This window comes from Serratia sp. 201 (genome assembly GCF_037027545.1).
In the GTDB taxonomy this organism is placed as follows: Bacteria; Pseudomonadota; Gammaproteobacteria; order Enterobacterales; family Enterobacteriaceae; genus Serratia; species Serratia bockelmannii.
In genome coordinates this window covers 46,193-64,835 of record NZ_JAXCHC010000001.1, presented here as the reverse complement: position 1 = coordinate 64,835, position 18,643 = coordinate 46,193, and the positions used below count along the sequence as shown (strand labels likewise).

General features: G+C 53.4%; 32 protein-coding genes. 6 read left to right on the top strand and 26 right to left on the bottom strand.

Annotation, left to right across the window (positions count from 1 at the left end; genetic code table 11):
* Positions 1-37: 37 nt before the first annotated feature.
* From WA302_RS00425 to WA302_RS00395, 7 genes are all read right to left on the bottom strand, one after another.
* A complete protein-coding gene (locus WA302_RS00425; protein WP_049234910.1) occupies positions 38-1,021 on the bottom strand; it encodes a major capsid protein in 984 nt (327 codons plus the stop codon).
* Between the two features lie 6 nt (positions 1,022-1,027).
* Positions 1,028-1,738: a peptidase gene (locus WA302_RS00420; protein ID WP_336062262.1), complete on the bottom strand. Its 711-nt coding sequence runs from the start codon at positions 1,736-1,738 to the stop codon at positions 1,028-1,030.
* A gap of 10 nt (positions 1,739-1,748) precedes the next feature.
* Complete coding sequence (locus WA302_RS00415) at positions 1,749-2,015, bottom strand: head fiber protein (RefSeq protein ID WP_336062260.1); 267 nt, start codon at positions 2,013-2,015, stop codon at positions 1,749-1,751.
* Positions 1,981-2,280, bottom strand: a complete 300-nt coding sequence (locus WA302_RS00410) for a Bbp19 family protein (protein ID WP_308331999.1) — start codon at positions 2,278-2,280, stop codon at positions 1,981-1,983. Before WA302_RS00410 ends, WA302_RS00415 begins: the two co-directional genes overlap by 35 nt.
* Positions 2,277-3,962, bottom strand: a complete 1,686-nt coding sequence (locus WA302_RS00405) for a portal protein (RefSeq protein WP_336062259.1) — start codon at positions 3,960-3,962, stop codon at positions 2,277-2,279. Before WA302_RS00405 ends, WA302_RS00410 begins: the two co-directional genes overlap by 4 nt.
* Positions 3,963-3,964: 2 nt before the next feature.
* Complete coding sequence (locus tag WA302_RS00400) at positions 3,965-4,168, bottom strand: hypothetical protein (protein ID WP_336062258.1); 204 nt, start codon at positions 4,166-4,168, stop codon at positions 3,965-3,967.
* 73 nt (positions 4,169-4,241) lie between these two features.
* Positions 4,242-4,571, bottom strand: a complete 330-nt coding sequence (locus WA302_RS00395) for a hypothetical protein (RefSeq protein ID WP_336062257.1) — start codon at positions 4,569-4,571, stop codon at positions 4,242-4,244.
* 485 nt (positions 4,572-5,056) lie between these two features.
* On the opposite strand from WA302_RS00395, the gene WA302_RS00390 reads away from it, so the two are divergent.
* Positions 5,057-5,245 (top strand): hypothetical protein, encoded by a 189-nt coding sequence (locus tag WA302_RS00390; protein WP_336062256.1) that lies wholly within the window; start codon positions 5,057-5,059, stop codon positions 5,243-5,245.
* Positions 5,246-5,323: 78 nt separating this feature from the next.
* Here the strand turns inward: WA302_RS00390 and WA302_RS00385 are convergent, their stop codons facing one another.
* The 19 genes from WA302_RS00385 to WA302_RS00295 all read right to left on the bottom strand — a co-directional run bounded on the left by WA302_RS00385 (position 5,324) and on the right by WA302_RS00295 (position 14,664).
* The gene (locus tag WA302_RS00385; RefSeq protein WP_336062255.1) at positions 5,324-6,796 is read right to left on the bottom strand and encodes a terminase; all 1,473 of its coding nucleotides are present in this window, start codon (positions 6,794-6,796) and stop codon (positions 5,324-5,326) included.
* Entirely contained in the window at positions 6,793-7,347 is a 555-nt protein-coding gene (locus WA302_RS00380; protein WP_336062254.1) for a terminase small subunit, read from the bottom strand. The genes WA302_RS00385 and WA302_RS00380 overlap by 4 nt, the downstream gene beginning before the upstream one ends.
* A gap of 108 nt (positions 7,348-7,455) precedes the next feature.
* Positions 7,456-7,842, bottom strand: a complete 387-nt coding sequence (locus WA302_RS00375; RefSeq protein ID WP_336062253.1) for a hypothetical protein — start codon at positions 7,840-7,842, stop codon at positions 7,456-7,458.
* A complete protein-coding gene (locus WA302_RS00370; protein WP_336062252.1) occupies positions 7,829-8,137 on the bottom strand; it encodes a hypothetical protein in 309 nt (102 codons plus the stop codon). Before WA302_RS00370 ends, WA302_RS00375 begins: the two co-directional genes overlap by 14 nt.
* 1 nt (position 8,138) lies before the next feature.
* Positions 8,139-8,933: a hypothetical protein gene (locus WA302_RS00365; protein ID WP_336062251.1), complete on the bottom strand. Its 795-nt coding sequence runs from the start codon at positions 8,931-8,933 to the stop codon at positions 8,139-8,141.
* The gene (locus WA302_RS00360; RefSeq protein WP_336062250.1) at positions 8,930-9,259 is read right to left on the bottom strand and encodes a hypothetical protein; all 330 of its coding nucleotides are present in this window, start codon (positions 9,257-9,259) and stop codon (positions 8,930-8,932) included. The genes WA302_RS00365 and WA302_RS00360 overlap by 4 nt, the downstream gene beginning before the upstream one ends.
* A 1-nt stretch (position 9,260) precedes the next feature.
* Positions 9,261-9,770 (bottom strand): hypothetical protein, encoded by a 510-nt coding sequence (locus WA302_RS00355; protein WP_336062249.1) that lies wholly within the window; start codon positions 9,768-9,770, stop codon positions 9,261-9,263.
* Complete coding sequence (locus WA302_RS00350) at positions 9,760-9,945, bottom strand: hypothetical protein (RefSeq protein WP_260515173.1); 186 nt, start codon at positions 9,943-9,945, stop codon at positions 9,760-9,762. Before WA302_RS00350 ends, WA302_RS00355 begins: the two co-directional genes overlap by 11 nt.
* The gene (locus WA302_RS00345) at positions 9,942-10,187 is read right to left on the bottom strand and encodes a molecular chaperone DnaJ (RefSeq protein ID WP_336062248.1); all 246 of its coding nucleotides are present in this window, start codon (positions 10,185-10,187) and stop codon (positions 9,942-9,944) included. The genes WA302_RS00350 and WA302_RS00345 overlap by 4 nt, the downstream gene beginning before the upstream one ends.
* Positions 10,180-10,506, bottom strand: a complete 327-nt coding sequence (locus WA302_RS00340) for a hypothetical protein (protein ID WP_336062247.1) — start codon at positions 10,504-10,506, stop codon at positions 10,180-10,182. The genes WA302_RS00345 and WA302_RS00340 overlap by 8 nt, the downstream gene beginning before the upstream one ends.
* On the bottom strand, positions 10,499-10,747 hold the full coding sequence (locus WA302_RS00335) for a hypothetical protein (protein ID WP_336062246.1): 249 nt from the start codon (positions 10,745-10,747) through the stop codon (positions 10,499-10,501). The genes WA302_RS00340 and WA302_RS00335 overlap by 8 nt, the downstream gene beginning before the upstream one ends.
* Complete coding sequence (locus WA302_RS00330) at positions 10,734-11,270, bottom strand: SAM-dependent methyltransferase (RefSeq protein ID WP_336062245.1); 537 nt, start codon at positions 11,268-11,270, stop codon at positions 10,734-10,736. Before WA302_RS00330 ends, WA302_RS00335 begins: the two co-directional genes overlap by 14 nt.
* Positions 11,267-11,812, bottom strand: coding sequence for a hypothetical protein (locus WA302_RS00325; protein WP_336062244.1), 546 nt, complete (start codon positions 11,810-11,812; stop codon positions 11,267-11,269). The genes WA302_RS00330 and WA302_RS00325 overlap by 4 nt, the downstream gene beginning before the upstream one ends.
* Before the next feature lie 10 nt (positions 11,813-11,822).
* A complete protein-coding gene (locus WA302_RS00320) occupies positions 11,823-12,035 on the bottom strand; it encodes a TraR/DksA family transcriptional regulator (protein WP_336062243.1) in 213 nt (70 codons plus the stop codon).
* Positions 12,036-12,037: 2 nt separating this feature from the next.
* Positions 12,038-12,511, bottom strand: a complete 474-nt coding sequence (locus tag WA302_RS00315; protein WP_336062241.1) for a hypothetical protein — start codon at positions 12,509-12,511, stop codon at positions 12,038-12,040.
* A 209-nt stretch (positions 12,512-12,720) separates the two neighbouring features.
* Positions 12,721-13,164, bottom strand: coding sequence for a replication protein P (locus WA302_RS00310; RefSeq protein ID WP_049234889.1), 444 nt, complete (start codon positions 13,162-13,164; stop codon positions 12,721-12,723).
* A 31-nt stretch (positions 13,165-13,195) separates the two neighbouring features.
* Positions 13,196-14,095 carry a DNA replication domain protein gene (locus WA302_RS00305; protein WP_336062240.1) on the bottom strand — a complete coding sequence of 300 codons (900 nt, stop codon included), beginning with the start codon at positions 14,093-14,095 and terminating at the stop codon, positions 13,196-13,198.
* Complete coding sequence (locus WA302_RS00300) at positions 14,095-14,301, bottom strand: hypothetical protein (RefSeq protein WP_033632341.1); 207 nt, start codon at positions 14,299-14,301, stop codon at positions 14,095-14,097. The genes WA302_RS00305 and WA302_RS00300 overlap by 1 nt, the downstream gene beginning before the upstream one ends.
* 144 nt (positions 14,302-14,445) lie before the next feature.
* A complete protein-coding gene (locus tag WA302_RS00295) occupies positions 14,446-14,664 on the bottom strand; it encodes a hypothetical protein (protein ID WP_336062234.1) in 219 nt (72 codons plus the stop codon).
* A 148-nt stretch (positions 14,665-14,812) separates the two neighbouring features.
* On the opposite strand from WA302_RS00295, the gene WA302_RS00290 reads away from it, so the two are divergent.
* From WA302_RS00290 to WA302_RS00270, 5 genes are all read left to right on the top strand, one after another.
* The gene (locus tag WA302_RS00290; protein WP_336062232.1) at positions 14,813-15,409 is read left to right on the top strand and encodes a helix-turn-helix transcriptional regulator; all 597 of its coding nucleotides are present in this window, start codon (positions 14,813-14,815) and stop codon (positions 15,407-15,409) included.
* A 685-nt stretch (positions 15,410-16,094) separates the two neighbouring features.
* Positions 16,095-16,331 carry a hypothetical protein gene (locus WA302_RS00285; RefSeq protein WP_336062230.1) on the top strand — a complete coding sequence of 79 codons (237 nt, stop codon included), beginning with the start codon at positions 16,095-16,097 and terminating at the stop codon, positions 16,329-16,331.
* 223 nt (positions 16,332-16,554) lie between these two features.
* Positions 16,555-16,860: a hypothetical protein gene (locus tag WA302_RS00280; RefSeq protein ID WP_319870056.1), complete on the top strand. Its 306-nt coding sequence runs from the start codon at positions 16,555-16,557 to the stop codon at positions 16,858-16,860.
* Positions 16,860-17,681, top strand: coding sequence for a PD-(D/E)XK nuclease-like domain-containing protein (locus WA302_RS00275; RefSeq protein ID WP_336062226.1), 822 nt, complete (start codon positions 16,860-16,862; stop codon positions 17,679-17,681). Before WA302_RS00280 ends, WA302_RS00275 begins: the two co-directional genes overlap by 1 nt.
* A complete protein-coding gene (locus WA302_RS00270; RefSeq protein WP_336062225.1) occupies positions 17,678-18,634 on the top strand; it encodes a RecT family recombinase in 957 nt (318 codons plus the stop codon). Before WA302_RS00275 ends, WA302_RS00270 begins: the two co-directional genes overlap by 4 nt.
* Positions 18,635-18,643 lie beyond the last annotated feature (9 nt).

Sequence of the window (18,643 nt, the reverse complement as noted above, 5' to 3'; positions counted from 1 at the left end):
TGAGAAAGGAGAGCCGCACCCGGCGGCTCAGCCGGGATTATTGAACCTGTGATTCAGTGCTCAGCAGAGCATCGCAGGTACGCACTGGCACGCCGCGGAACGAAGTCCACCACACGCCTTCGGTTTCTTTAACGCTGATCGCCAGAGAGGCTTTTTCAGTTGCCTGAATGTCCAGATATTCAGCTGCATCGCGGTTCATATAGAACACAGCCTTACCCATCTGCAGGTTAGGGATGCGGTGCAAAGCCTGCACCATCAGCTTGGCCAGATTCGGGCCGTCGTCGGCGCCCAGCTTGGTGGTATCGATGTTGGCAATGCGAACTGCATAACGCCAGTCGCGAACAGTCAGGCCATTGTCCCACTTGTAGTGGGTTCGATAGCCTTGATACTGGCCGCCATTCGGATCTTTCAGGGTTTGTTCGCCAAGGTCTTGATGGTTCAGACCTGCTTTCTGCCCTTTGGGGAAAATTCCATGAACGGTATTGCTACCCCAAACCACCAGCCATACAGAGGTCAGGTTTGACCCGGTGCCGCCGGCATCAACGATGTTTTGCGCGTTCTTGGCAGACTTGTCGTTATAACGTGCCGACAGGCCGGTGAATCGCTGAGGGTTAATACGCGTGTCACCATAGAAGATGGTTTCTGCCATCGTCTGATTCATTGCCTCCAGGAAGGCATTATCTTCAGACAGGCGAAACTCTGCCGTATTGCCATTCAGATCAGCCAGGGCTTTATCGATCTCAGCATAGGTTTCCAGCATGCCAGTGCTGTCTGTTACCTGTGCCGTGGTTGATTTGCTTGATGGAACGCCGTAGTTAAGCAGGCGCCAGGTTGCTGCAGGCAGACCGGTGCGCACGGTGGTGCGGTGGCCAGTTGGAAGGTTGCCTTCAACAAACAGCATATCGGTCAACACAGGGTTGGTTTGCGACAGCAGTTCTACGATGGTTGGCACTTTACCATCAGGATCAGTGCGCTTTGCCCAGTCTGCCAGCGTCAGCGCGTTGGTGCTTTTAATAGCCATTCGGTGTTACTCCTTCTTGCCGTAGAGAATGTCGGCCGCGCTACGCTGACCGCCTTGATTTGGCACGACGAAGGTATCTTCAGCCATCGCCTTGCCGACTTTTGCACAGAAGCGAACCAGTGCCGGGTGATTACCCAGGCCGCTCGCATTCAGGTATTCGCGCAACTCTGTGTTGCCGAACTGATCCAGCGCGCGCTGCGCGGCGCCTACACTGGCGTTGAACTTGTCGCCGCCGATTTCTTTGTCGGCCTTGACCTGCTCACCCCAATCAGCAACTTGCTTGCTCCAGGCTTCCGCCTGCTGCTGCTGGATCTGCGGGTAAATGTCGACCAGCTTTTGCGCCTGCTCTTGGCTCAATCCCAGTTCTTTGGCGATCGGCTCAAACACAGCCAGAGCATTGGCATCCAGTTCCTGGCCTTCAGGCGGAGTGAACTCGTATTTCTCAGGCGCGGCAGGTTTCTTTTCCTTCTCCGCTTTTTCCGCCGCTTCCTTATCGGCTTTCTCTTTCGCGTCTTTTTCTGCCGCGAGTTCTTCTGCCGTCTTGCCACCTTCCTGTTTTCCTTCGCCTTCCGGGTTTTCACCTTCCCCCGGATTATCTGCATTGGCATCTGCTGCCGGGTTATCGCCGGTTGTTGCAGGGGCTGCGCCACCATCACCACCTTCCGGCGGAGCTTCAGAGCACAGGCGGCGATACATCAAACGTTCGAACAAGTTCATGCGTTGCCTCTTAAGCCATGATCCCCGCGGCCTTCAACTTGGCCAGCAGAGCATTAAAGTCAGTTACCATCCCAGCCGTATCTGTTGCGGTTGAGTTAGCTTGTGTTGCAGCCTGCTTGACGCCGCCGACTACCGAAGCAGTTGCCGCCGGCGGTGCAAATGTGGTTGGTTTACCGGTGATATCACCCCACGCAACGGATGAACCCCCGCCGCTCAGAACCTTAACGACTTGCACGCCGCCGTCATTCCGGATCACTTTCTGGCGTTGTGTTGCCATGATTAGCCTCTCTGTCTTTCTCGGCCTCGGCGGCCATCTTTAAATACAAGTCCGGGCAGATGCCGAACACGTCATTGAACAAAGCCAGTCCTGCGTTACGATTACCTTCAAGAAACATCGTGGTGTTTGTGTCTGTACGGAACGTGGTTTGAAACACGCCTGCTTGTTCAAGAAGCCCCCACACAAAACGGCGGCCACTCTCTGTTGCCATCACCTTCTTCACGTCGTCAGCGTGGCGCTGTTGGAGTTGCTCGCGAGTCATCATTGCTGCGCCCCCTGGCCTTGCTGCATAGCCTGCTGAATGCTGGTCAGTAAGTTAGGGTCTGCAGTTCCTGATTGGCTGAGAGTCTTCGCGATATCCGCTGCACCGGCGCCCATCTGCAGGCTTTGTGCTGCCTGTTGTTGCTGCGCGCGCTGCTCGCGCTCTGCCTGCACCTGCTCATCGGACTTGGTGATCGTTGTCGGCACGCCAAGCATGTCGCCGTACTCATCGATCGCCTGGTCAACATCAAGCTTGTCAGCGGCCTGCTGGAACCCTGCTGCAGCCATATTCCCGATGAATCCGACAAAGCGCTCAATTGAGCCAATGCCAACAGACTTCTGCGCCTGAGCCATCACGCTGGTGTATTCCACGCGCAGAGGCTGTCCCTGCAATTCATCCGGTGGCGGTGGCAACATGCCTCGGCGCATCATGATGTTGAAAATACGGTCGATAGCCGGGTCCAGCAGTTCATCATTCAGACGGTCGAGCACCGGGCCGATCTGCAGCATCTTCTCGTCGCGCATCTCGTTGACCGCTTCGATCGGCATGCTGCGGGTGTTTACGTTGCTGAACATGTTGAACAGAGGAACGAAGTAGCACTCATTAACAAGCTGGCGACCGTCCTGAATACTGCCGAGCAGCTCCTGAATGCGGGGGTTGATCTCGTAAACCGGTTTGAATCCAGCCGTGTCGCCGGCGCCGTTGTAATAGGAAACATCGCCAGGCAGCAACGACAGGCGTTCATTCTTCATCGAACTTGGCGCCATCATTGGCGGATTAACCAGCTTGTCGATCGCCTGGTCCTTGCGTTTCTGCTGAAGCTGCAACGCTTTAACGCCGCCCAGCGCAAGGATGCCTGGGCACGATGATCCGTAAGCATCCTCGCCGTTGATGTCCCAGCGCGGCACCAAGATAGGCATTTCATCGAAACCAGATTCGCTCAGCAGCTTGTCACCGGAGCCGCCTGGTTCGTAATAAATCGAGCTGAAACGCTTGTTCTTCGCGTTCAGTTTTCCAGTGTCACGGTTGGTGTTCGGCAATACGGCATGCACGACTTCGAACCACGTTTCAAACGAACCGTTATCCCAGTCGGATGCCACGGCATCGCTCACGTTCTCCTTTCCAAACTTGGTAACCAGCTGGCGGCAGGTCATGGAGAATTTGCGGAAGACGGTGTCGACCTGCAGGCGATCGCTGTTCGAGATGTAGTAGCTTCCGATCGGCAGCACGTGCGTGCGGATCACATCCTCTTCATCTTCCAGGATGGAAATCGCACCGGTGGCAAACGTGCCAAGGTAGCGATAGAGCACCGTCAGGGACTGATACCAGTTAGATTTGTTCATCACGTCGTTCATTAATTCGACGACCTGAGAAAGCCACATCTTGACTGGCCAGCTATCCATCAACTGCTTGTCGGGAGTGCTCAGAGAAAACCACGGGCGCGTCGGGCTGGTGATGCCGGACAACATGCCAGATTCAAGAGTGCGCGAAGCAAGCCCGCCGGTAGGGTCAACAACCTTGGTGTTGCGTTTATTACGGCCGGCGTCGGTTGTAAGGAATCGCCCGCAGTTTGGCAGGATGAAATCGCTCAGCTCTTTCCAATGCGAGTCATATGACGTCCGCGCGGTTACGAGCTGAGATAGCTGCTTTTCCAGAAACTGCTTGCGGGATTCCTGCTCAGCCATGATCAGCCACCCAACAGAGTTTTGCCGGTGGTGCTGGCTTGGCCTGTGGCGCCCTGTGAACCAGTAAGGATTGTTGACTGTTGGCCAGCTGCTGCACGGCGTCGAGCCTTGTCCTTATCGGCAGCATCAATCACTGCAGCATCCTGCGCTTGCGGCGCTGCCTGTGGCTGCGGTGGCGTTGAAACCTTCGGCGTACTCATGCACATGCGCGTAACCCTCCCAAATAATTACCAATTAAACCACATGAGAATTATTTTGACTAATTTGTTGACGTTATAATCAAAACAAATTACCTTTATGGTAATCATTGAGAGCATAAGCCGAGCCAGCTTCTATCACTCCACACAGTATAAAACTGGTATCGGTGCTCTCGATGATTAACTCGCTGCAGCCACGGTGGAAGCCCGAGGATAACCAAGAGATCAGCTGGGTAGCGACCAGCACACAACAGGTAAGAGCATTTAACTGGGCCAGAGCGCCAAGCGCCACCCGCAAGGGATAAGGGATGCGATAAGCCGCATCAGGTTGAATGCTCTCACCGTTGTGAAGATTTGAAACGCTCTCCACCCAACAACGGTTTCCGTAGGCGGGTGTGTTTTCCGAAAGCATAGAGAGTCAATGCTTATACCGACCGATGCGCGTAAACGGGCAAGCCTGCTGCTCGATAAACACGGTTGAACAGTGCCGCCTAGCCCACGTTACGGGCTACACAACACGAATGTCTTCTCGGGTGGTTCGATTCCACCTTGCCTCGGCAAGCCAGGATGGTGACTGGGAGAAGCCAACCGGTTGTGGTGAATGCACAGGCTGATGTGCCGCTTAGATACGGAGTGCTTAACTGCTACCTGAAAGACTGACCAATATCGCAATGCGTGAGGGATGGTATGACTTGGCGCCTCATGCCGGAGATCAGTACCGGCCACCACAACCGCTATCGCGAAGCATCATCCGAACTTAATCAGGTGCAAACACTTGTAGGGGGTGTCGGAACTTGGTGGATGGTGTTTCACGATAGCCGCGACCGTTATCACCCTGGAATGCTGTGTGTAGGATTTAGCCCGCCTTGCGCGGGCATTTTTTTAACGAGGCCCGCCATGACTAAAGCATTAATCGAATTCACCCCAGACCACCACGACAAGCAACAAGAGGCTATGGCGCGATATCACGCCAAGCTTGAAACCCTGCGCAGCGTGCTGATCGACTGCAATATCTGTGAGAGCAAACAAAACCTGGAAGCGATCGCCGAAAACATCAGCGCAGCGTTCGACAAGATTAAGCTGTAGTGACAACAGCCCGCGCATGCGGGATTTTTTATGGCAACTACCTGAGAAATTTAGGTAGTTCGATATTCTGTAAAAACATCACGCATAGGGATCATATTCTGTTACCGCTCCGCCTCGCTTCTCGCCGGGCAATGCGTGCTGGCGCTTAGTCACCGGATAAGCGAACGTCAGCACAAAGGAATCACCACAACCTGGGGAGCGCCCGAGTCGCTCCTTAATGTCTTCCTTCGGCTCCAACACTATCTTGCCATCCGTCCTAACTTTGTACTCAGCCGCTGATAAATCCTCTGCCGTCTCGCGTTCATCTAATGCGCCGCCGAGCTTTAGCCAGGTCTTGGCGTTGTTGTACATCTCTCCGCGCTTATTCAGCATCTGCGGGTCGCTCGATGCGCTACCAAATGGCACCAGTGTCCATGAGCGCCCCCAGCCGCTACCGATTGAGTGCAGGCCAGTGCCATAGCCAAAGTCGATATGCACAGCATCCGCGTGATACTGGTCTTCGAAGTCGGCAATGCGTTTGGCCATGATCAGGTCATCGGTGGTTTTATTGCCGCGCCAGAGAAGCTTCGCATGCAGCCCGCGACGCATGTAGATCACCGCATCGTCGGCGCCGGAGTATGCCGGGTCGACACCGATGATTGTCGGAGCGTGCGCCACATCTCGCTCGGTAACCACCCGCGCCAGCGCTGCATCAGTGAGTCCAGTAGGGATAAACTGCGCATCCGAGGCATCAGGGAATATCCCACGCACACGGACCTTCACGAAGTCGCTGTCTTCGCCGTAGTCCTCAATCCACTTGTTTATTTGGTCTTTGTTAATACCTTCAACGGTACGGCTGTCAATCTGCTCGCAATCCCAGCGGTGACGGAATTTACGGAAACACTCGCGGAAACGCCCACTGTTTCGAGTCGGGTTACCGAAAGCCACCCAGATGATTTCCGTGTCTTTATCCGTCAGCGCACCCTCTGCCACTTCCCATACCAGATCCGCAATGTTCGATGCCTCATCAAAAATGAGAATGATGCGCTTGCGTTCGTTGTGCAGACCTGCGAATGCCTCGGTATTGTTCTCTGACCACGGTATGGCATCAGCGCGCCAGCTCTTATCGTGGCCTGGGTCTGTGCTGTATATCGCGGTGGCGGTAGGCTTAAACCAGTCGCTGTGAATGGCAAGGCGTGACCACTTTGTAATTTCAGGCCAGGTCTTAGTACGCAGCTGGTTTTCGGTGTTGGCGGTAACCACAATTTTGCAGTCTTCACATGTAGCCATACCCCAGTTGATCAGCATCGAGATGAAAGCTGACTTACCGATACCGTGACCGGAAGCCCTGGCAATCATCAGCGGCTGATGTCTGGTTTTAGGGTTTTGCAGGTGTTTGCCAATCTTTCTGAATGTCTTCTCCTGCCACTTGCGCGGACCGGTAGCGTGCGCAAGCTCTGTACCATCCTCCCCCCAAGGGAACGCATAGAGCGCATAGCCCAGCGGGTCATAAGTGAATGAGGCGATATCCTCGACGAGCTGCTCTTCCGGCGACATAGCTGCGGCTGTCATTCTTCACCACCAGCCTGCTCTTTGACCCGGCGGCGCGCGGCGGCCATGCGGTCGGCAATAGTTATAGCGCCGGAAACCTCAAGTCGCTCCTTGAATGCCATTACGTCCACGTGCTTACCGATCAGCTCGAGGTTCTTCACCTTATCCGGCCACTTGATCTTCTTAAGCATGTTCTCAAGCGTGGTTTCATCGAAGTTTGTGATCGTCGTTGAGATGTCCAGCCCACTGAGCGTTGTGCGCCAAACCTTTGGCCAATCACTAATAGGCTTAAGGCCACCGTCATCATTCAAGATGTCCAGCACATCCATCTGATCGATTTCAATCAGCCGGTTAAGCACATAGTCAGCGCTGATCTTAGTTCGCTTGTTGCGTTGCTTCATCAGCTCTGCGATGCGCTCCTGCACCTTCGGACTATCCATATTGCGGGACGCCGACACGGACGCATTCTTATAACCGGCCGCCGCCGCCGCCGCGGTCTGGTTGTCCGGGTTCTTGATGTATTCCTGGCAGAAGCGTTCCATCTGCGCGTTAAGCTTACCGTCTCTCGCCATAAAAATTACCTCCTGGGTAATATCATAACACGCAGTGAAAAACCGCCAAGCGGCGGACGTTGTGCTGTGTGGCCTGTCGTGACTCGTCACGCTTTATCATGTGACACGTCACAACGTCTTTAGCATCAGGTCACGCCAAATCTGCGTTTGACCGCATGCTGCTTCCCCATTGCGGAAACAACCACCGGATGGCCCCGGCATCGATTCGCCGCACTGGCATTTATGGCTGGCCAGTTCCGCAAGCTGGCGCTTCAGTTGATTGATGTCCTGCACCGCCAGCAATTCGAAGTATTCATCAACGCTGTACGGATCTTTGCCTGGGCGCCGCGCCACGCAGTTAGCCTGGATCTGCTCGAAGATGTGATCGCTAACCTCGAACGTAATCCGGCGCCGGCCGCTTACAGCGGCGCTGCTCGCCGCTTCTCTTTCGCGTTGGCGCTGGGCGCGCTTACGGTCTCTGGCGTCGGCCCGGCGCTTATCTTCAGTCTTGGTCATTGTCGCCTCTCACTTCGGTCATGAGCCAACTAGCAAAACATTTAGCCTCAGAAGTCTCAAGAACCAGGAACATATCACCATAATCAAACATGCCATCCCTTAACTGATGAATGGTAAAAGGAACGCACTCTCCCTCTTCTGATATTTCCCCATCAAAAAGAGGATCGAAGTAGAAAAAGTCATTACCATTTGGCAGCGTGTCATGCTTGATCATTAGGCCTCGATCATCGCTAACTTTCTTGTACACAGTGCCAGTTGGTAGTAATAGAAAATCTTTCCGGTTAATTATTTTCACGTCATTTCCCCTCCGGCGCTGCTGCAATCATTGCTTTGTGCATGGCGTCGTAACCGTCTTCTTCCACCCTTTGAGCCGCGTCAATCATAGCCCGTGTCGCATCTATAGGAACCAGCTTCCAACCTTCCGGGATTTCCGGATAGTTCGCATTACAAGATGATTTGCCATCCCCGCCAAAGGTCACGCGCTTAAGCATCTCAGCGCGATAGTCTTCAAGGATGTCATATTCAGGCACTGCTGCCAGCATCGCGGCGCGGCAGGCGTTCCAGCCAACCCATCTTTCATTGAAATCACGAGCACCCCAAGCGGAGTAAGCCGTAACGGCATATCCAGCACCGCAACGAACTACATACTTTGGCATCGGGAATACAGACTCAAATGCATCGCGCGGGTCTGACTCGTCCGGCACTGCTGGCGCTGGCTGGGCTCCGTTGTTCAGCAGTTCTTCGCGGCAGTGATTCCACCACGCGGCTCTGATGATAGCGTCACCAATGCTCATGTTTGGGTGCTGGCGGCATAATTCCTCCCAGTGTTGAACCGGTAGCGCGGGCGCTGGCGGGGAGGTGTATAGGTGCTGGCCGATAACCAGCGCACCTTCGTATAGCTCATGTACCGCCTTCCTGGCTGGCCCCTCGCCAACAAGCTGCGCAGCTGTAACGTAATCACTCGGCCCAACAATCGCCACTGGCTGCGCCTCCCGGTTAGCCAGGAGTTCGCGAGCCATTGCGGCCGCATCGCCGCACTGTACGTGGTCAGTTTCTACGATTTGACGTAGCTCGTCAGTCGTTAGTGTCATGCTCTCTCCTTCATCATGAGGTATACAATCGCCACTGCCCGCAGCGGGTTTCTGTGCGTAGCTTTCGCTCCCGATTCATGGCTCGCTTGCCATACCGTTTTCCCTGCCGGTGACAGGCCGATTTTGTGCTTCTTCATGACATGAAATAGTTCTTCTGAGCGCCGAAGCGGGAAGAATCCAGTGGTCTGCACTGTGTTAAACCAATTCCATGAAAGCTGTGCGCCAGTCTTGTCGATTGGATTGATGACCGCGCTGTATTTTGGCTTGAGGTAATAGGCCAGCCTTACGCTGATTTCACCGTCGCTCATTTTGCTGTAATCGACCATCCTACTCATCCCCCTCTACGGTCATTGGTGATGCTTCAGATAAGAATCCAGCCTGGCGGATAGCAACGGAGCATTCAGCGATAGCATCATTCCGACCATTGGCGAAAATCATCCCATTTACAGCATCGCTTTCAGGATGGAACAATGCAGGCAACCGCACCGGCGTAGCCAGCTTGGCCTCCAAATCCCGAACTTTCCCATACCAGAGATCTCTTTGATTCGTTAGCAACTCATTGCCACTCTCCAGCTCGGCGATGCGCTTATCCTTCGCTTCCAGCTCTGCCAGCAGGGCGTGTATTTTTACTGGCGACACGGCCTCCAGGTAGTCGCACAACCACGACGTATGACGGCTATCGTCAGCCGCACGAACAACCACATCATTGGCGTTGATAACGGCGTGATAATTTTTTCCGTTTTCTCCGCCGACCAGTGCGCTGTCCCATTCACCGTCGAATTCAGTTGTTTCCAGAAACTCCAAGGCATCTTTCAGTTCGCTCAGCTTATTGTCCATGCCGGTATTCCTTCATGTAGTCCAGTGCCTTCAGAATTAACCAGCAGTAGAAGCTGAGTAACATGCCAGCGATGAAGTAACCGAAAGGCCCTGTCACAGTGACTTTCATGGCAGAAACCAGAAGCACTGCTGCTACAAAAATTAGTGTGCGAATCACACCGATGAATATGCTCATAATGCTTGCTCCTGGGCCTCGGCCTGCTGCACCTTGACGTGCTTTGTGATGTTCCGGCCACAGTCGCAGCAGTAGAACGCCTTGCCGCCTCTGATGCCGCTGGTGTGCTGACCTTCCTGAAACTCGCCTGACCAGTCATAGAACTGCTTGAAGTCCACGATCTCTTTCGTGTGATAGCCGTTCTCGCCGCCGCAATGCGGGCAGGCGGTTAACTCTGCGTTGTTGCTCTTACGCTTAGCCATTGCTCTGTTCCTCTGGCAAAATCCCGCCATCGCAATGCGGGCATTTGTTGTCGCCTATTCGACCGTACGAGCAGCGATAACAGCGGAGGGATTTAGATTTGGCGGTAGCGCGAATTGTTTCGCATCCCATACCCAGGCTTACGCGCTCAAGATACCCGCGCTCAATTAGCGAATCCGCCATTTTCCCTACACGCACCGGCAACAATGCGTCACCGTCCCATAGCGCCGATTTACGCCAGGGTGAAATCTCTATTTCCCAGAAATGGACGATCGCCGGCTTAAGAAAATCACGCTCGCGTTTATTGAGTAATCTACCCACGCTCCACCTCCCTAGCGCTGTCACCTGGTCTTGCATTGCGGATGGCAACCTTCAGCGCATAGGATTCTGCATCATCTCGGCTGCTGAAATACTTCATCCATGCCAGAGCCGAATCACAGCCGGTACCGTTATGGGTTGGGAAGGTGGCAATGACGCACTGGCCCATCCCCCAGAAGTTCTCATCAAATATCAGACCGATGCCGAGTGCGGCGGCTTGCTGCTTCAGTTCATTTGCTGGCATCACGCACCTCCAATTCGCTAAAGCTGTCTTTGAAGAACGCAATCCAGTGGGTGTTAGCCCGCTTTCCTGACGGATGCCCGAATGCGGGTTTCTGGTCTGTCAGTGCCAGGATTTCACTGGTTTTAATCTGCGTTTCATTCCACTTGAATATCAGCGTGCCCATTGGCTTTAGTACCCGAAATGCTTCGCTAAATCCTTTGGCCAGATCGTCGCGCCATGTCTCCCGGTTGAGTGCTCCATACTTAGCACGGAGCCAACTGGTTTCACCGGCAAACTCAAGGTGCGGCGGATCGAACACCACTAGGCTGAATTGTTCGTCATTGAAAGGCAGCGCGCGGAAATCCAACAGCACATCAGGTTTGATATGCAGTTCGCGTCCATCACAGAGAACATGTGATTCATCGCGAATATCGCCAAACACTACGCGCGGGTCGGTACGGTCGAACCAGAACATGCGCGGGCCGCAGCACATATCCAGAATGCTTTTGTCGTCGAGTGCTGGCATCACTGGGCGCTCTTTCATTTGGCCTCCCCGATTGCTGGAAGAACCGTTGTGCGCAGATAAACCGCAGCCGCCCGAAAGTTTGCCTGGGTTGTAGCTGACGCTGATTGAGCGGAAAGGGCATCAAGTGCTGATGCTGCCTTCTCCACCCCCTGCGCCTGGATAGCTGCAAGTGCTGCGTCAGTGGCTGGGGTATCGAGTTCACGAACGGCCTCATTTACCAATGCTGATATCGGGTTAGGGTACGTGTTGCGGTTACCTGTGGATTCCATTAGCCCGCGATGCAGCGCAGGACTGTGAAATCCGGCCGAGAACACGTCATTGCAGGTTTCCAGAGCGTTCTTTGCAAGAGTCTCGCGCGATAGCTTCAGCGCCGCATTCTCCACAGCCAGCGCATCGCACTTGACTAGCGCAGTCGCTGCTTCGGAAAAGTACCCTTTGCATTTGGCTTCCGAAATTAAAAGCTGGCGTTCCAGCGCATCGCGCTCAGCCTTCAGCGCCTCATAACTCATAGGCAACGGCTTATCAGTTTTTATACCTTGATTTTCAACGAAATTTTTCATTATCAAATCCTTACCTGTGTGTACGTTGGTTCAGTTCTTCCAGCTCTTTGCAGTCGAAACAAAGGCGGACACCTGGCACGGTTCTGCGTCGTGCTTCTGGGATTGGTTCGCCGCACTCGTCGCATTCATGCGCCGCTGGCAGTACTGTTCTTTTGGTCGCTGCATCGAGTTGCGCTTTCAGGTACATCTCTGCGCGTTCGTTGGCCTGGTCGATGTTGTCCATGGTTATGCCCCAATACCGTGGCGGGCTATCAGCAGCGCATCGGCTACGGCCTGGCCTTTCGCTTTCTGGTCGAGGATCCGCAGTGACGGGTAAAGCTGAATTGCCCGGCTGCGTGCCGCGTCTTTGTCGCTACCGATCAGGCCTGCGGTTTTCTTCCAGGCTTGCGGTGTTACCAGGGTGTAAGGAATGAATGACCCCTGAAGTATCCCTTCAACGACACCGGCGGCGTGGCCGAAATTAAACGTGCTTGCAGTGCCCTGCCCTGGCATGGAATGAACCTGCTCCAGAAACGCGTGCTTGATACCTGATGATTTCCACGTCAGCAGCCATGCTATGACTGATGCCCCGTTAACACGGTTGCTGTTGCCAACCTTCAGAGTTGGTGTGTTGACGTGCCCGAGGTATTCACCCGCATCACTGATGGCGACGATCGCGCCTGAGCACCCTGGGTCTATGCCGATGATTACTTTGCTCACTGCTCACCCCTTAAATAACCATTTAGGTAATCATTACCAATTAGGTAACTATTTGCAACTAAAAAATAGCGATTGTTCTCACAAATCGCACATGCGCTAAAACTCTCTGTACGGGCTTACAATCGATTTTATGGCTTAACCCATCTCGTTACACGCCTTAAAGGAACTTAACGCAATCTACCCACCGTAGCCGCAGGAATTTCAGCATTTCAATTCGTATTCGGTTTTCCGTTTCGCAATCTTGCCAGCATTTCCATTGCTGCTGAATGGCCGGCACCAGGTGCACCACGTTTCCGTGAGGATGCTTTTTCAGAGAGCAGTGGAACCGGATCAGGGATCGATTCTCCAGCCTGCACTTTGGCGCCCCAAGCATTCAGTTTTTTCTTTGCCAATTTCTCCAGCTCTCCGCTGGTTAGGTTTTTTTGGATCATCTCAGAACGAAGGTCACAGCATATCCAGTAGAAAACCGGATGCTTCCACGGATATGTTTCCGCACAGCTGTAACGGCTTCGGTTCTTGCAGTAAGCGTTGAATTCCTGCATCACCTCGTCGACGTCGATTCCAAGGCCATGCTTTGTGCTGCTGCTGACGTATGCCAAGAAGTCGGACAGGTCCGGTGCGAACTTATTTCCTTCAACCAGGCACTGCCTCATGCACTCACCTATGCCAGCTTTGATCTGAGCGTCAGACAGCTTTCCAATCGCGTTGATCCAGAGTGATGGCGGGGTCAGTCCGTTCCGCCTGGTCCATTTGTCCGAATACAGTTCCACCATGCGATCCCAAATCCTGATTGTTCTGTCCAGGGCTTGTGAGTCCGTATTGCTCTCGCATCCTGGCTGTTGCTGCGTGAACTGCTTCGACTGCGTTGCCTTTGTAATCAGGTCCCGCACCATATCGCCCGCCTGTCTCATGGTTGCCTCCGGTCTTAAGTTCAAATAACCCATGCCAACTATTGGCCATGCTTTGCTTGATGATTTCAGCCTGCAACTGCAGATCTCCACCTGACAGCTTCAACAGGTTCGTGATTGCCGCCCCTTCGCTTCTTGGCGTTGGTGCATACGCCTTGATCTTCAAATCACGTCGATACTGCTTCCACTCTTCCCAGGCGGATACGTTCAATCCTTCCGGATAGGGATAAGCTTGTTTTTCCTTTGGGGGAGTAAGAGGGGGATCTTTATCTTTTAGATCTTCTCTTCTCTTCTCTTCTCTGGTCGTCATTTTGTCCGCTTGTGATGCGGACATTTTGCGGACGCTTCTTTTCCTCGCTGCATCCTGCGCGCGACGCTTGGCAGACTGCCCGTTATGCTCGTCAAATCTGGGCATTACGAGGTTTTCGCCGTCAACTTCCAGCCAGCCAACAGCCATCATTGCGCGAGAAAATCCAGGAAATCCGATCATGTCATCGAGCGTTTCAGGACTGTAACCGTCAAGGAATCCGTCAACAGAATGGGCATCAAAAAGACACCATGCGGAATGTAGTCCGCCAACAATCCGAAGTCTGTCCGCTTTCAATGCGGACGCCATGCGGACAATTTTCGGATGCGTGTGAAGGTCAGAACGCATTTTTATCCAGTCGCCGGCCATCAGCTCACCTCCGCTACTTTTGCCCTGGCGTCGTGGATCAGTTTCTTGATGTGCTTGCGGTAAGCGGATGAGTGTTGCGCGGAACATTCCACGCAAACGCCGTTACTCGTAAAGCGCTCAGAGTAGTGACCATTACGGCAAGGCTTGCCGGTATAGAACCGGAGTTGACCGAGATTTATGGCCTCGGCCCGGGTAACAATTTTCATTCATAGGCCTCTTTTACTGTCGTCAGTGATGTAAGAATGCATGCAAAGCAAAAATAGATCAACCATAAATAGATTTTTGTTACCAACAGCCAGTGGGCAATAAAAAAGGGCCGCGTTAGCGACCCTTGTTGTGGTGGTGGTGAATCAGTAGAAGAACAGCACCAGCTCCTGCTTAGTCAAATCCGGCTTTCTTTTCTTGCACGCCTTAAACAGCTGATCAATGAACTTTTTCTTTGGCATTCGCGTCTTCCTTTGCGTATGCGTCATGATGTAAAGCGCGGTGGTGCCGGCTTCGACTGCAAACGCATCACGCTCATCTTTGCTCATCCCCAGCCAGAATTGTTTGAAGTTAAACGGCTCCATATCCTGCCTCTTTTCAATGTTTGATCGTGCAGATAATTACCTAAATGGTGCCAATTCGCAAGTTTATTACCAATCCGGTTCGTTTACCATAAAGGTAATTTTGTTTTAAATACATGCAACAACCTATTCAAGGGACTGTGAAACCACTATGAAAAGCATTAACGACATCCGCCGCGAGAACCTCCGCGACATCATCAACCGTGATTTCGACGGCAAACAAGTACGCCTGGCGGAACGGCTGGAGATTAATGCCAATGTGATCAGCCGTTGGCTGAAGCCGGCGACAGACAAAAACCACAAGACGATCGGCGACTCAGTGGCGCGCAAGCTCGAGATTGCAGCGAATAAGCCTAAGTTTTGGTTGGACCGCGATCACATGATGGCAATGGCCGCCGGCGCCGAAGCAGTGCAAGAGGAAACCGAAGTCGGAGCCATTGTGGCGAGCAATCTGGAATTGTGGATGAGCAACAACCGCGAGCTTTCCAGTCAGGCTAAAGTTGGCGCCGCCGCTGGCGTTGGCCAGTCTACTGTTAACCGGGTGCTGAGCCGTGAAGGCAATATCACCATCAACAGCCTGGAAGCGATCGCCGGCGCTTTCGGGCGCCGCGGCTATGAGCTGCTGCTGAAGCCGAAAGACCCTACCCTGATTAACTATGATCGATCACAATACGCGCAGTTGCCGGCCGAAGATAAAGCCAAGATCGAATCGTTCATTGAGTTCGTGATGCAGCAGGCGCGAATCTAACAAGACAATCCCATTTCATGACAACAAGTTACCGCCATGCGGCGGTTTCTCACGCCACTAATGATTACCTTTTGGGTAATTTTTTCTATTACTGACTATTGACAACAATCCTTTTACGGTCGATTATTACCTCAAGAAGTTACCAATCTGGTAATGACGCTCTTTAACAATCAGGTTTAGTCACCCAGCACTGAGCAGAGAGATCTGCACAACTCAGTCCCCGGCAGTCCCCAGCCCTTACGGGGGTATGGCACCAACGGCATGCAGCGGACAGGACTGGGTGACGAAATGACTTTTAATCCCGCTTGCTCTTATCAGCTTCGGCTATGACGGGTGCAAGGGGACATAAGCACGGGAGCCTGACCCAGCATGAGAACAGGCAGACAACTGGAGGGCGGGAAAATGTAACGGTTACGGAGTGCTTTTTACCCTGCCGCTGCCAGTTTGGGGCGGCATGTATAAAACCACTGAGGAAACAGCGATATGACTGAGAAAAAGAAAACGTCCACTACTCGCGATGTATTGGCTGCCACTTCTGCGGTGCTAGGCACTCTCGAAGAGCACTTTTGCGAAGTAGAGGACACCCAGAGGGTACTTATAGCAATCGCCGCTCTTAACGCAGCAATCAGCATTCTCGGCGGGAACACGAGAGGCCGCTAACACCACTACAGCAGAGGGTTACACGATGAGCAAAGAAACAGGTGGTCAGGCCTTCCCGCGCCAGCAGTGGGAATACGACGGACACAACAACGTTCTGCAGTATCAAGAATGCGGTATGACGCTGCGCGACTACTTCGCAGCAAAGGCGATGCAAGCATGGTTATCACAGATACCGCCGGATGAAATGGAAGACATGATTCATCGTTGGTCTGAAAACAGTTACGAAATGGCCGACGCCATGCTGAAAGCCCGAAATAGATAACACCCACCGCGCCCTACGGGGCGCTGGTTTCGCACGCCACCAATAGTTACCAGAATGGTAATAAAGAGGTAATTATGGTTTTCAAAAGGAACCATGAAGGTAAATACATTTTCACGGTCAGCGGCCTTGTGAGCTGGACATTCACCAGCTTTGAAGACGGTATCCGCTGGGCATTCACGGAACGGCTGGCAATAGATACTGCCAACAAAATCGGAGCGAAATTATGAACGCACAACAGGCTATCGATATTGAAAAGATCGTTGCCGGCTTCACGGAGCAGGACAGCGAGGCGGTTTATGAAGAGGTTGAGGCGCTGGATAAGAAGGTGCCGATCCACGGCTTCACCGCTTTCATCAGCAAGTACCTACCTCAGGACTTTGACCAAGAGGCTTTAGCCCTTGGCGCCGACTCAACCGAATATCAGGAGCTGGCAGGCGCGGCAATTTGGGATTGCATAACGGAGCTGGTCAAGCGTCAGCGCGCATTGGAGATCTACCGCCGGCGCCACCAGTTCGACGAGGTGGCGTGATGAAACCTGGAATCTACCATGACATTTCAAACGAGGATTACCACGCCGGCGACGGCGTGAGTAAGTCTCAGCTGGATATGGTCGCCAAGAACCCGGCGCTGCTGCAGTGGATCAAGTCGGCACCGGTCGACACTGAAAAGCTAAAGGCGCTGGACATGGGAACGGCGCTGCATTGCAAGTTGCTTGAGCCGGACGAATTCAACAAGCGGTTCATCATCGCGCCAGAATTTAACCGGCGCACCACGGCAGGAAAGGAAGCCGAAGCGGCATTCCTGAAAGACTGCGAGCATACCGGTAAAACGGTCATGGACGCTGAGCAAGGACGGAAACTTAACCTGATGCGCGATAGCGCGATGGCCCACCCGGCGGCGCGGTGGTTGCTGGAAGCAGAAGGCCATTGCGAATCATCGTTCTATTGGACTGACCCGGAAACCGGTGAGTTGTGCCGGTGCCGGCCAGACAGGCACTTGAGTGATCACCCGGTGATTGTGGACGTGAAGAAGGTCGCAGATATGGACCGTTTTGCGCGCCACATCGAAGAATTCCGGTATCACGTCCAGGATGCCATGTACCGCGATGGATTCCAGCAGGTCACCGGCGAAACTCCTGGATTTTTCTTCTTGGCTGTCAGCGAGACGATCGACTGTGGCCGCTACCCGGTACGCGTTTTTGAACTCGACGCAGCAGACGTAGACGAGGGTCACCGACTCTACCGCCGGGATCTGAATTCCTATCACCAATGCCGCATCACCGATGAATGGGGCGGCGTAGAAAAAATTCAACGTCCAGCATGGGCGCGCAAACAGGACCAATACGCATGAGCAACGAACTGATTGAAGTAAACAACCAGCCTTCAACCATGACCGCGAGTAACGCAGTCTTCAATCCACAGGCATTGGGGCAATTAACATCCTTTGCCAATCTAATGGCTGATTCAGTCGTGAGTGTTCCCGCGCACTTTGTTGGCAAACCCGCAGACTGTATGGCCGTGGTAATGCAAGCCATGCAATGGGGTATGAACCCATACGCTGTTGCCCAGAAAACGCACATTGTAAACGGCACCCTTGGTTATGAGGCTCAGCTTGTTAATGCCGTCGTTACCAGCTCAAACGCTGTTCGCGGACGATTCCATTACGAGTACACCGGGGACTGGTCAAAATGTACCACCTCTAAAGAGGTCACCGTTAAAAAACCCGCCAAAGGGGGCGGAACTTACGACAAGGTTGAACGTGTTAGGGGGTGGGGTGATCAAGATGAAGTTGGATTAAGCATCCGCGTTGGCGCGGTATTACGGGGAGAAGAAGAAATAACCTGGGGTGAGCCGGTTTATCTTTCAAGCGTAGCAATTCGAAACTCACCTCTGTGGGCGACAAATCCAAAACAGCAGATCGCCTATCTGGCAGTTAAATACTGGGCGCGCCTGTACTGCCCTGAAGTGATTCTCGGTGTGTACACGCCGGATGAATTCGACGCTCCGCAACCACGCGTTGAACGCGACGTCACCCCACCCGCCACCATCGCCGCCGGCGTAAATAGCCTTATCAACGGTAAGAAGCCGGAAAAAGAGATCAAGGCCGTGAACCAAGATGAGCGGTCGCCGGACGATCTGCTGGCTGCATTTACCGAAGCGGCAAACAAAGCCGCAAGCGTGGAAGAACTGGACAAAGCCTATAAATACGGCGCCCACGTTCTGGCGCCACATGAAGAACAGTTACAGGCAGCTACCGACGTCTACAACATCCGTCGCGATGAGTTGAACGAAGTCCCTATGTAACCAACAGCC

Excerpts from the sequence above, each read along its gene's own strand:
- WA302_RS00425 (WP_049234910.1), bottom strand. The coding sequence starts at position 1,021 with ATGGCTATTAAAAGCACCAACGCGCTGACGCTGGCAGACTGGGCAAAG.
- WA302_RS00420 (WP_336062262.1), bottom strand. The coding sequence starts at position 1,738 with ATGAACTTGTTCGAACGTTTGATGTATCGCCGCCTGTGCTCTGAAGCT.
- WA302_RS00415 (WP_336062260.1), bottom strand. The coding sequence starts at position 2,015 with ATGGCAACACAACGCCAGAAAGTGATCCGGAATGACGGCGGCGTGCAA.
- WA302_RS00410 (WP_308331999.1), bottom strand. The coding sequence starts at position 2,280 with ATGATGACTCGCGAGCAACTCCAACAGCGCCACGCTGACGACGTGAAG.
- WA302_RS00405 (WP_336062259.1), bottom strand. The coding sequence starts at position 3,962 with ATGGCTGAGCAGGAATCCCGCAAGCAGTTTCTGGAAAAGCAGCTATCT.
- WA302_RS00400 (WP_336062258.1), bottom strand. The coding sequence starts at position 4,168 with ATGTGCATGAGTACGCCGAAGGTTTCAACGCCACCGCAGCCACAGGCA.
- WA302_RS00395 (WP_336062257.1), bottom strand. The coding sequence starts at position 4,571 with ATGCTTTCGGAAAACACACCCGCCTACGGAAACCGTTGTTGGGTGGAG.
- WA302_RS00390 (WP_336062256.1), top strand. The coding sequence starts at position 5,057 with ATGACTAAAGCATTAATCGAATTCACCCCAGACCACCACGACAAGCAA.
- WA302_RS00385 (WP_336062255.1), bottom strand. The coding sequence starts at position 6,796 with ATGACAGCCGCAGCTATGTCGCCGGAAGAGCAGCTCGTCGAGGATATC.
- WA302_RS00380 (WP_336062254.1), bottom strand. The coding sequence starts at position 7,347 with ATGGCGAGAGACGGTAAGCTTAACGCGCAGATGGAACGCTTCTGCCAG.
- WA302_RS00375 (WP_336062253.1), bottom strand. The coding sequence starts at position 7,842 with ATGACCAAGACTGAAGATAAGCGCCGGGCCGACGCCAGAGACCGTAAG.
- WA302_RS00365 (WP_336062251.1), bottom strand. The coding sequence starts at position 8,933 with ATGACACTAACGACTGACGAGCTACGTCAAATCGTAGAAACTGACCAC.
- WA302_RS00360 (WP_336062250.1), bottom strand. The coding sequence starts at position 9,259 with ATGGTCGATTACAGCAAAATGAGCGACGGTGAAATCAGCGTAAGGCTG.
- WA302_RS00355 (WP_336062249.1), bottom strand. The coding sequence starts at position 9,770 with ATGGACAATAAGCTGAGCGAACTGAAAGATGCCTTGGAGTTTCTGGAA.
- WA302_RS00350 (WP_260515173.1), bottom strand. The coding sequence starts at position 9,945 with ATGAGCATATTCATCGGTGTGATTCGCACACTAATTTTTGTAGCAGCA.
- WA302_RS00345 (WP_336062248.1), bottom strand. The coding sequence starts at position 10,187 with ATGGCTAAGCGTAAGAGCAACAACGCAGAGTTAACCGCCTGCCCGCAT.
- WA302_RS00335 (WP_336062246.1), bottom strand. The coding sequence starts at position 10,747 with ATGCCAGCAAATGAACTGAAGCAGCAAGCCGCCGCACTCGGCATCGGT.
- WA302_RS00330 (WP_336062245.1), bottom strand. The coding sequence starts at position 11,270 with ATGAAAGAGCGCCCAGTGATGCCAGCACTCGACGACAAAAGCATTCTG.
- WA302_RS00325 (WP_336062244.1), bottom strand. The coding sequence starts at position 11,812 with ATGAAAAATTTCGTTGAAAATCAAGGTATAAAAACTGATAAGCCGTTG.
- WA302_RS00320 (WP_336062243.1), bottom strand. The coding sequence starts at position 12,035 with ATGGACAACATCGACCAGGCCAACGAACGCGCAGAGATGTACCTGAAA.
- WA302_RS00310 (WP_049234889.1), bottom strand. The coding sequence starts at position 13,164 with ATGAGGCAGTGCCTGGTTGAAGGAAATAAGTTCGCACCGGACCTGTCC.
- WA302_RS00305 (WP_336062240.1), bottom strand. The coding sequence starts at position 14,095 with ATGGCCGGCGACTGGATAAAAATGCGTTCTGACCTTCACACGCATCCG.
- WA302_RS00300 (WP_033632341.1), bottom strand. The coding sequence starts at position 14,301 with ATGAAAATTGTTACCCGGGCCGAGGCCATAAATCTCGGTCAACTCCGG.
- WA302_RS00295 (WP_336062234.1), bottom strand. The coding sequence starts at position 14,664 with ATGGAGCCGTTTAACTTCAAACAATTCTGGCTGGGGATGAGCAAAGAT.
- WA302_RS00290 (WP_336062232.1), top strand. The coding sequence starts at position 14,813 with ATGAAAAGCATTAACGACATCCGCCGCGAGAACCTCCGCGACATCATC.
- WA302_RS00285 (WP_336062230.1), top strand. The coding sequence starts at position 16,095 with ATGAGCAAAGAAACAGGTGGTCAGGCCTTCCCGCGCCAGCAGTGGGAA.
- WA302_RS00280 (WP_319870056.1), top strand. The coding sequence starts at position 16,555 with ATGAACGCACAACAGGCTATCGATATTGAAAAGATCGTTGCCGGCTTC.
- WA302_RS00275 (WP_336062226.1), top strand. The coding sequence starts at position 16,860 with ATGAAACCTGGAATCTACCATGACATTTCAAACGAGGATTACCACGCC.
- WA302_RS00270 (WP_336062225.1), top strand. The coding sequence starts at position 17,678 with ATGAGCAACGAACTGATTGAAGTAAACAACCAGCCTTCAACCATGACC.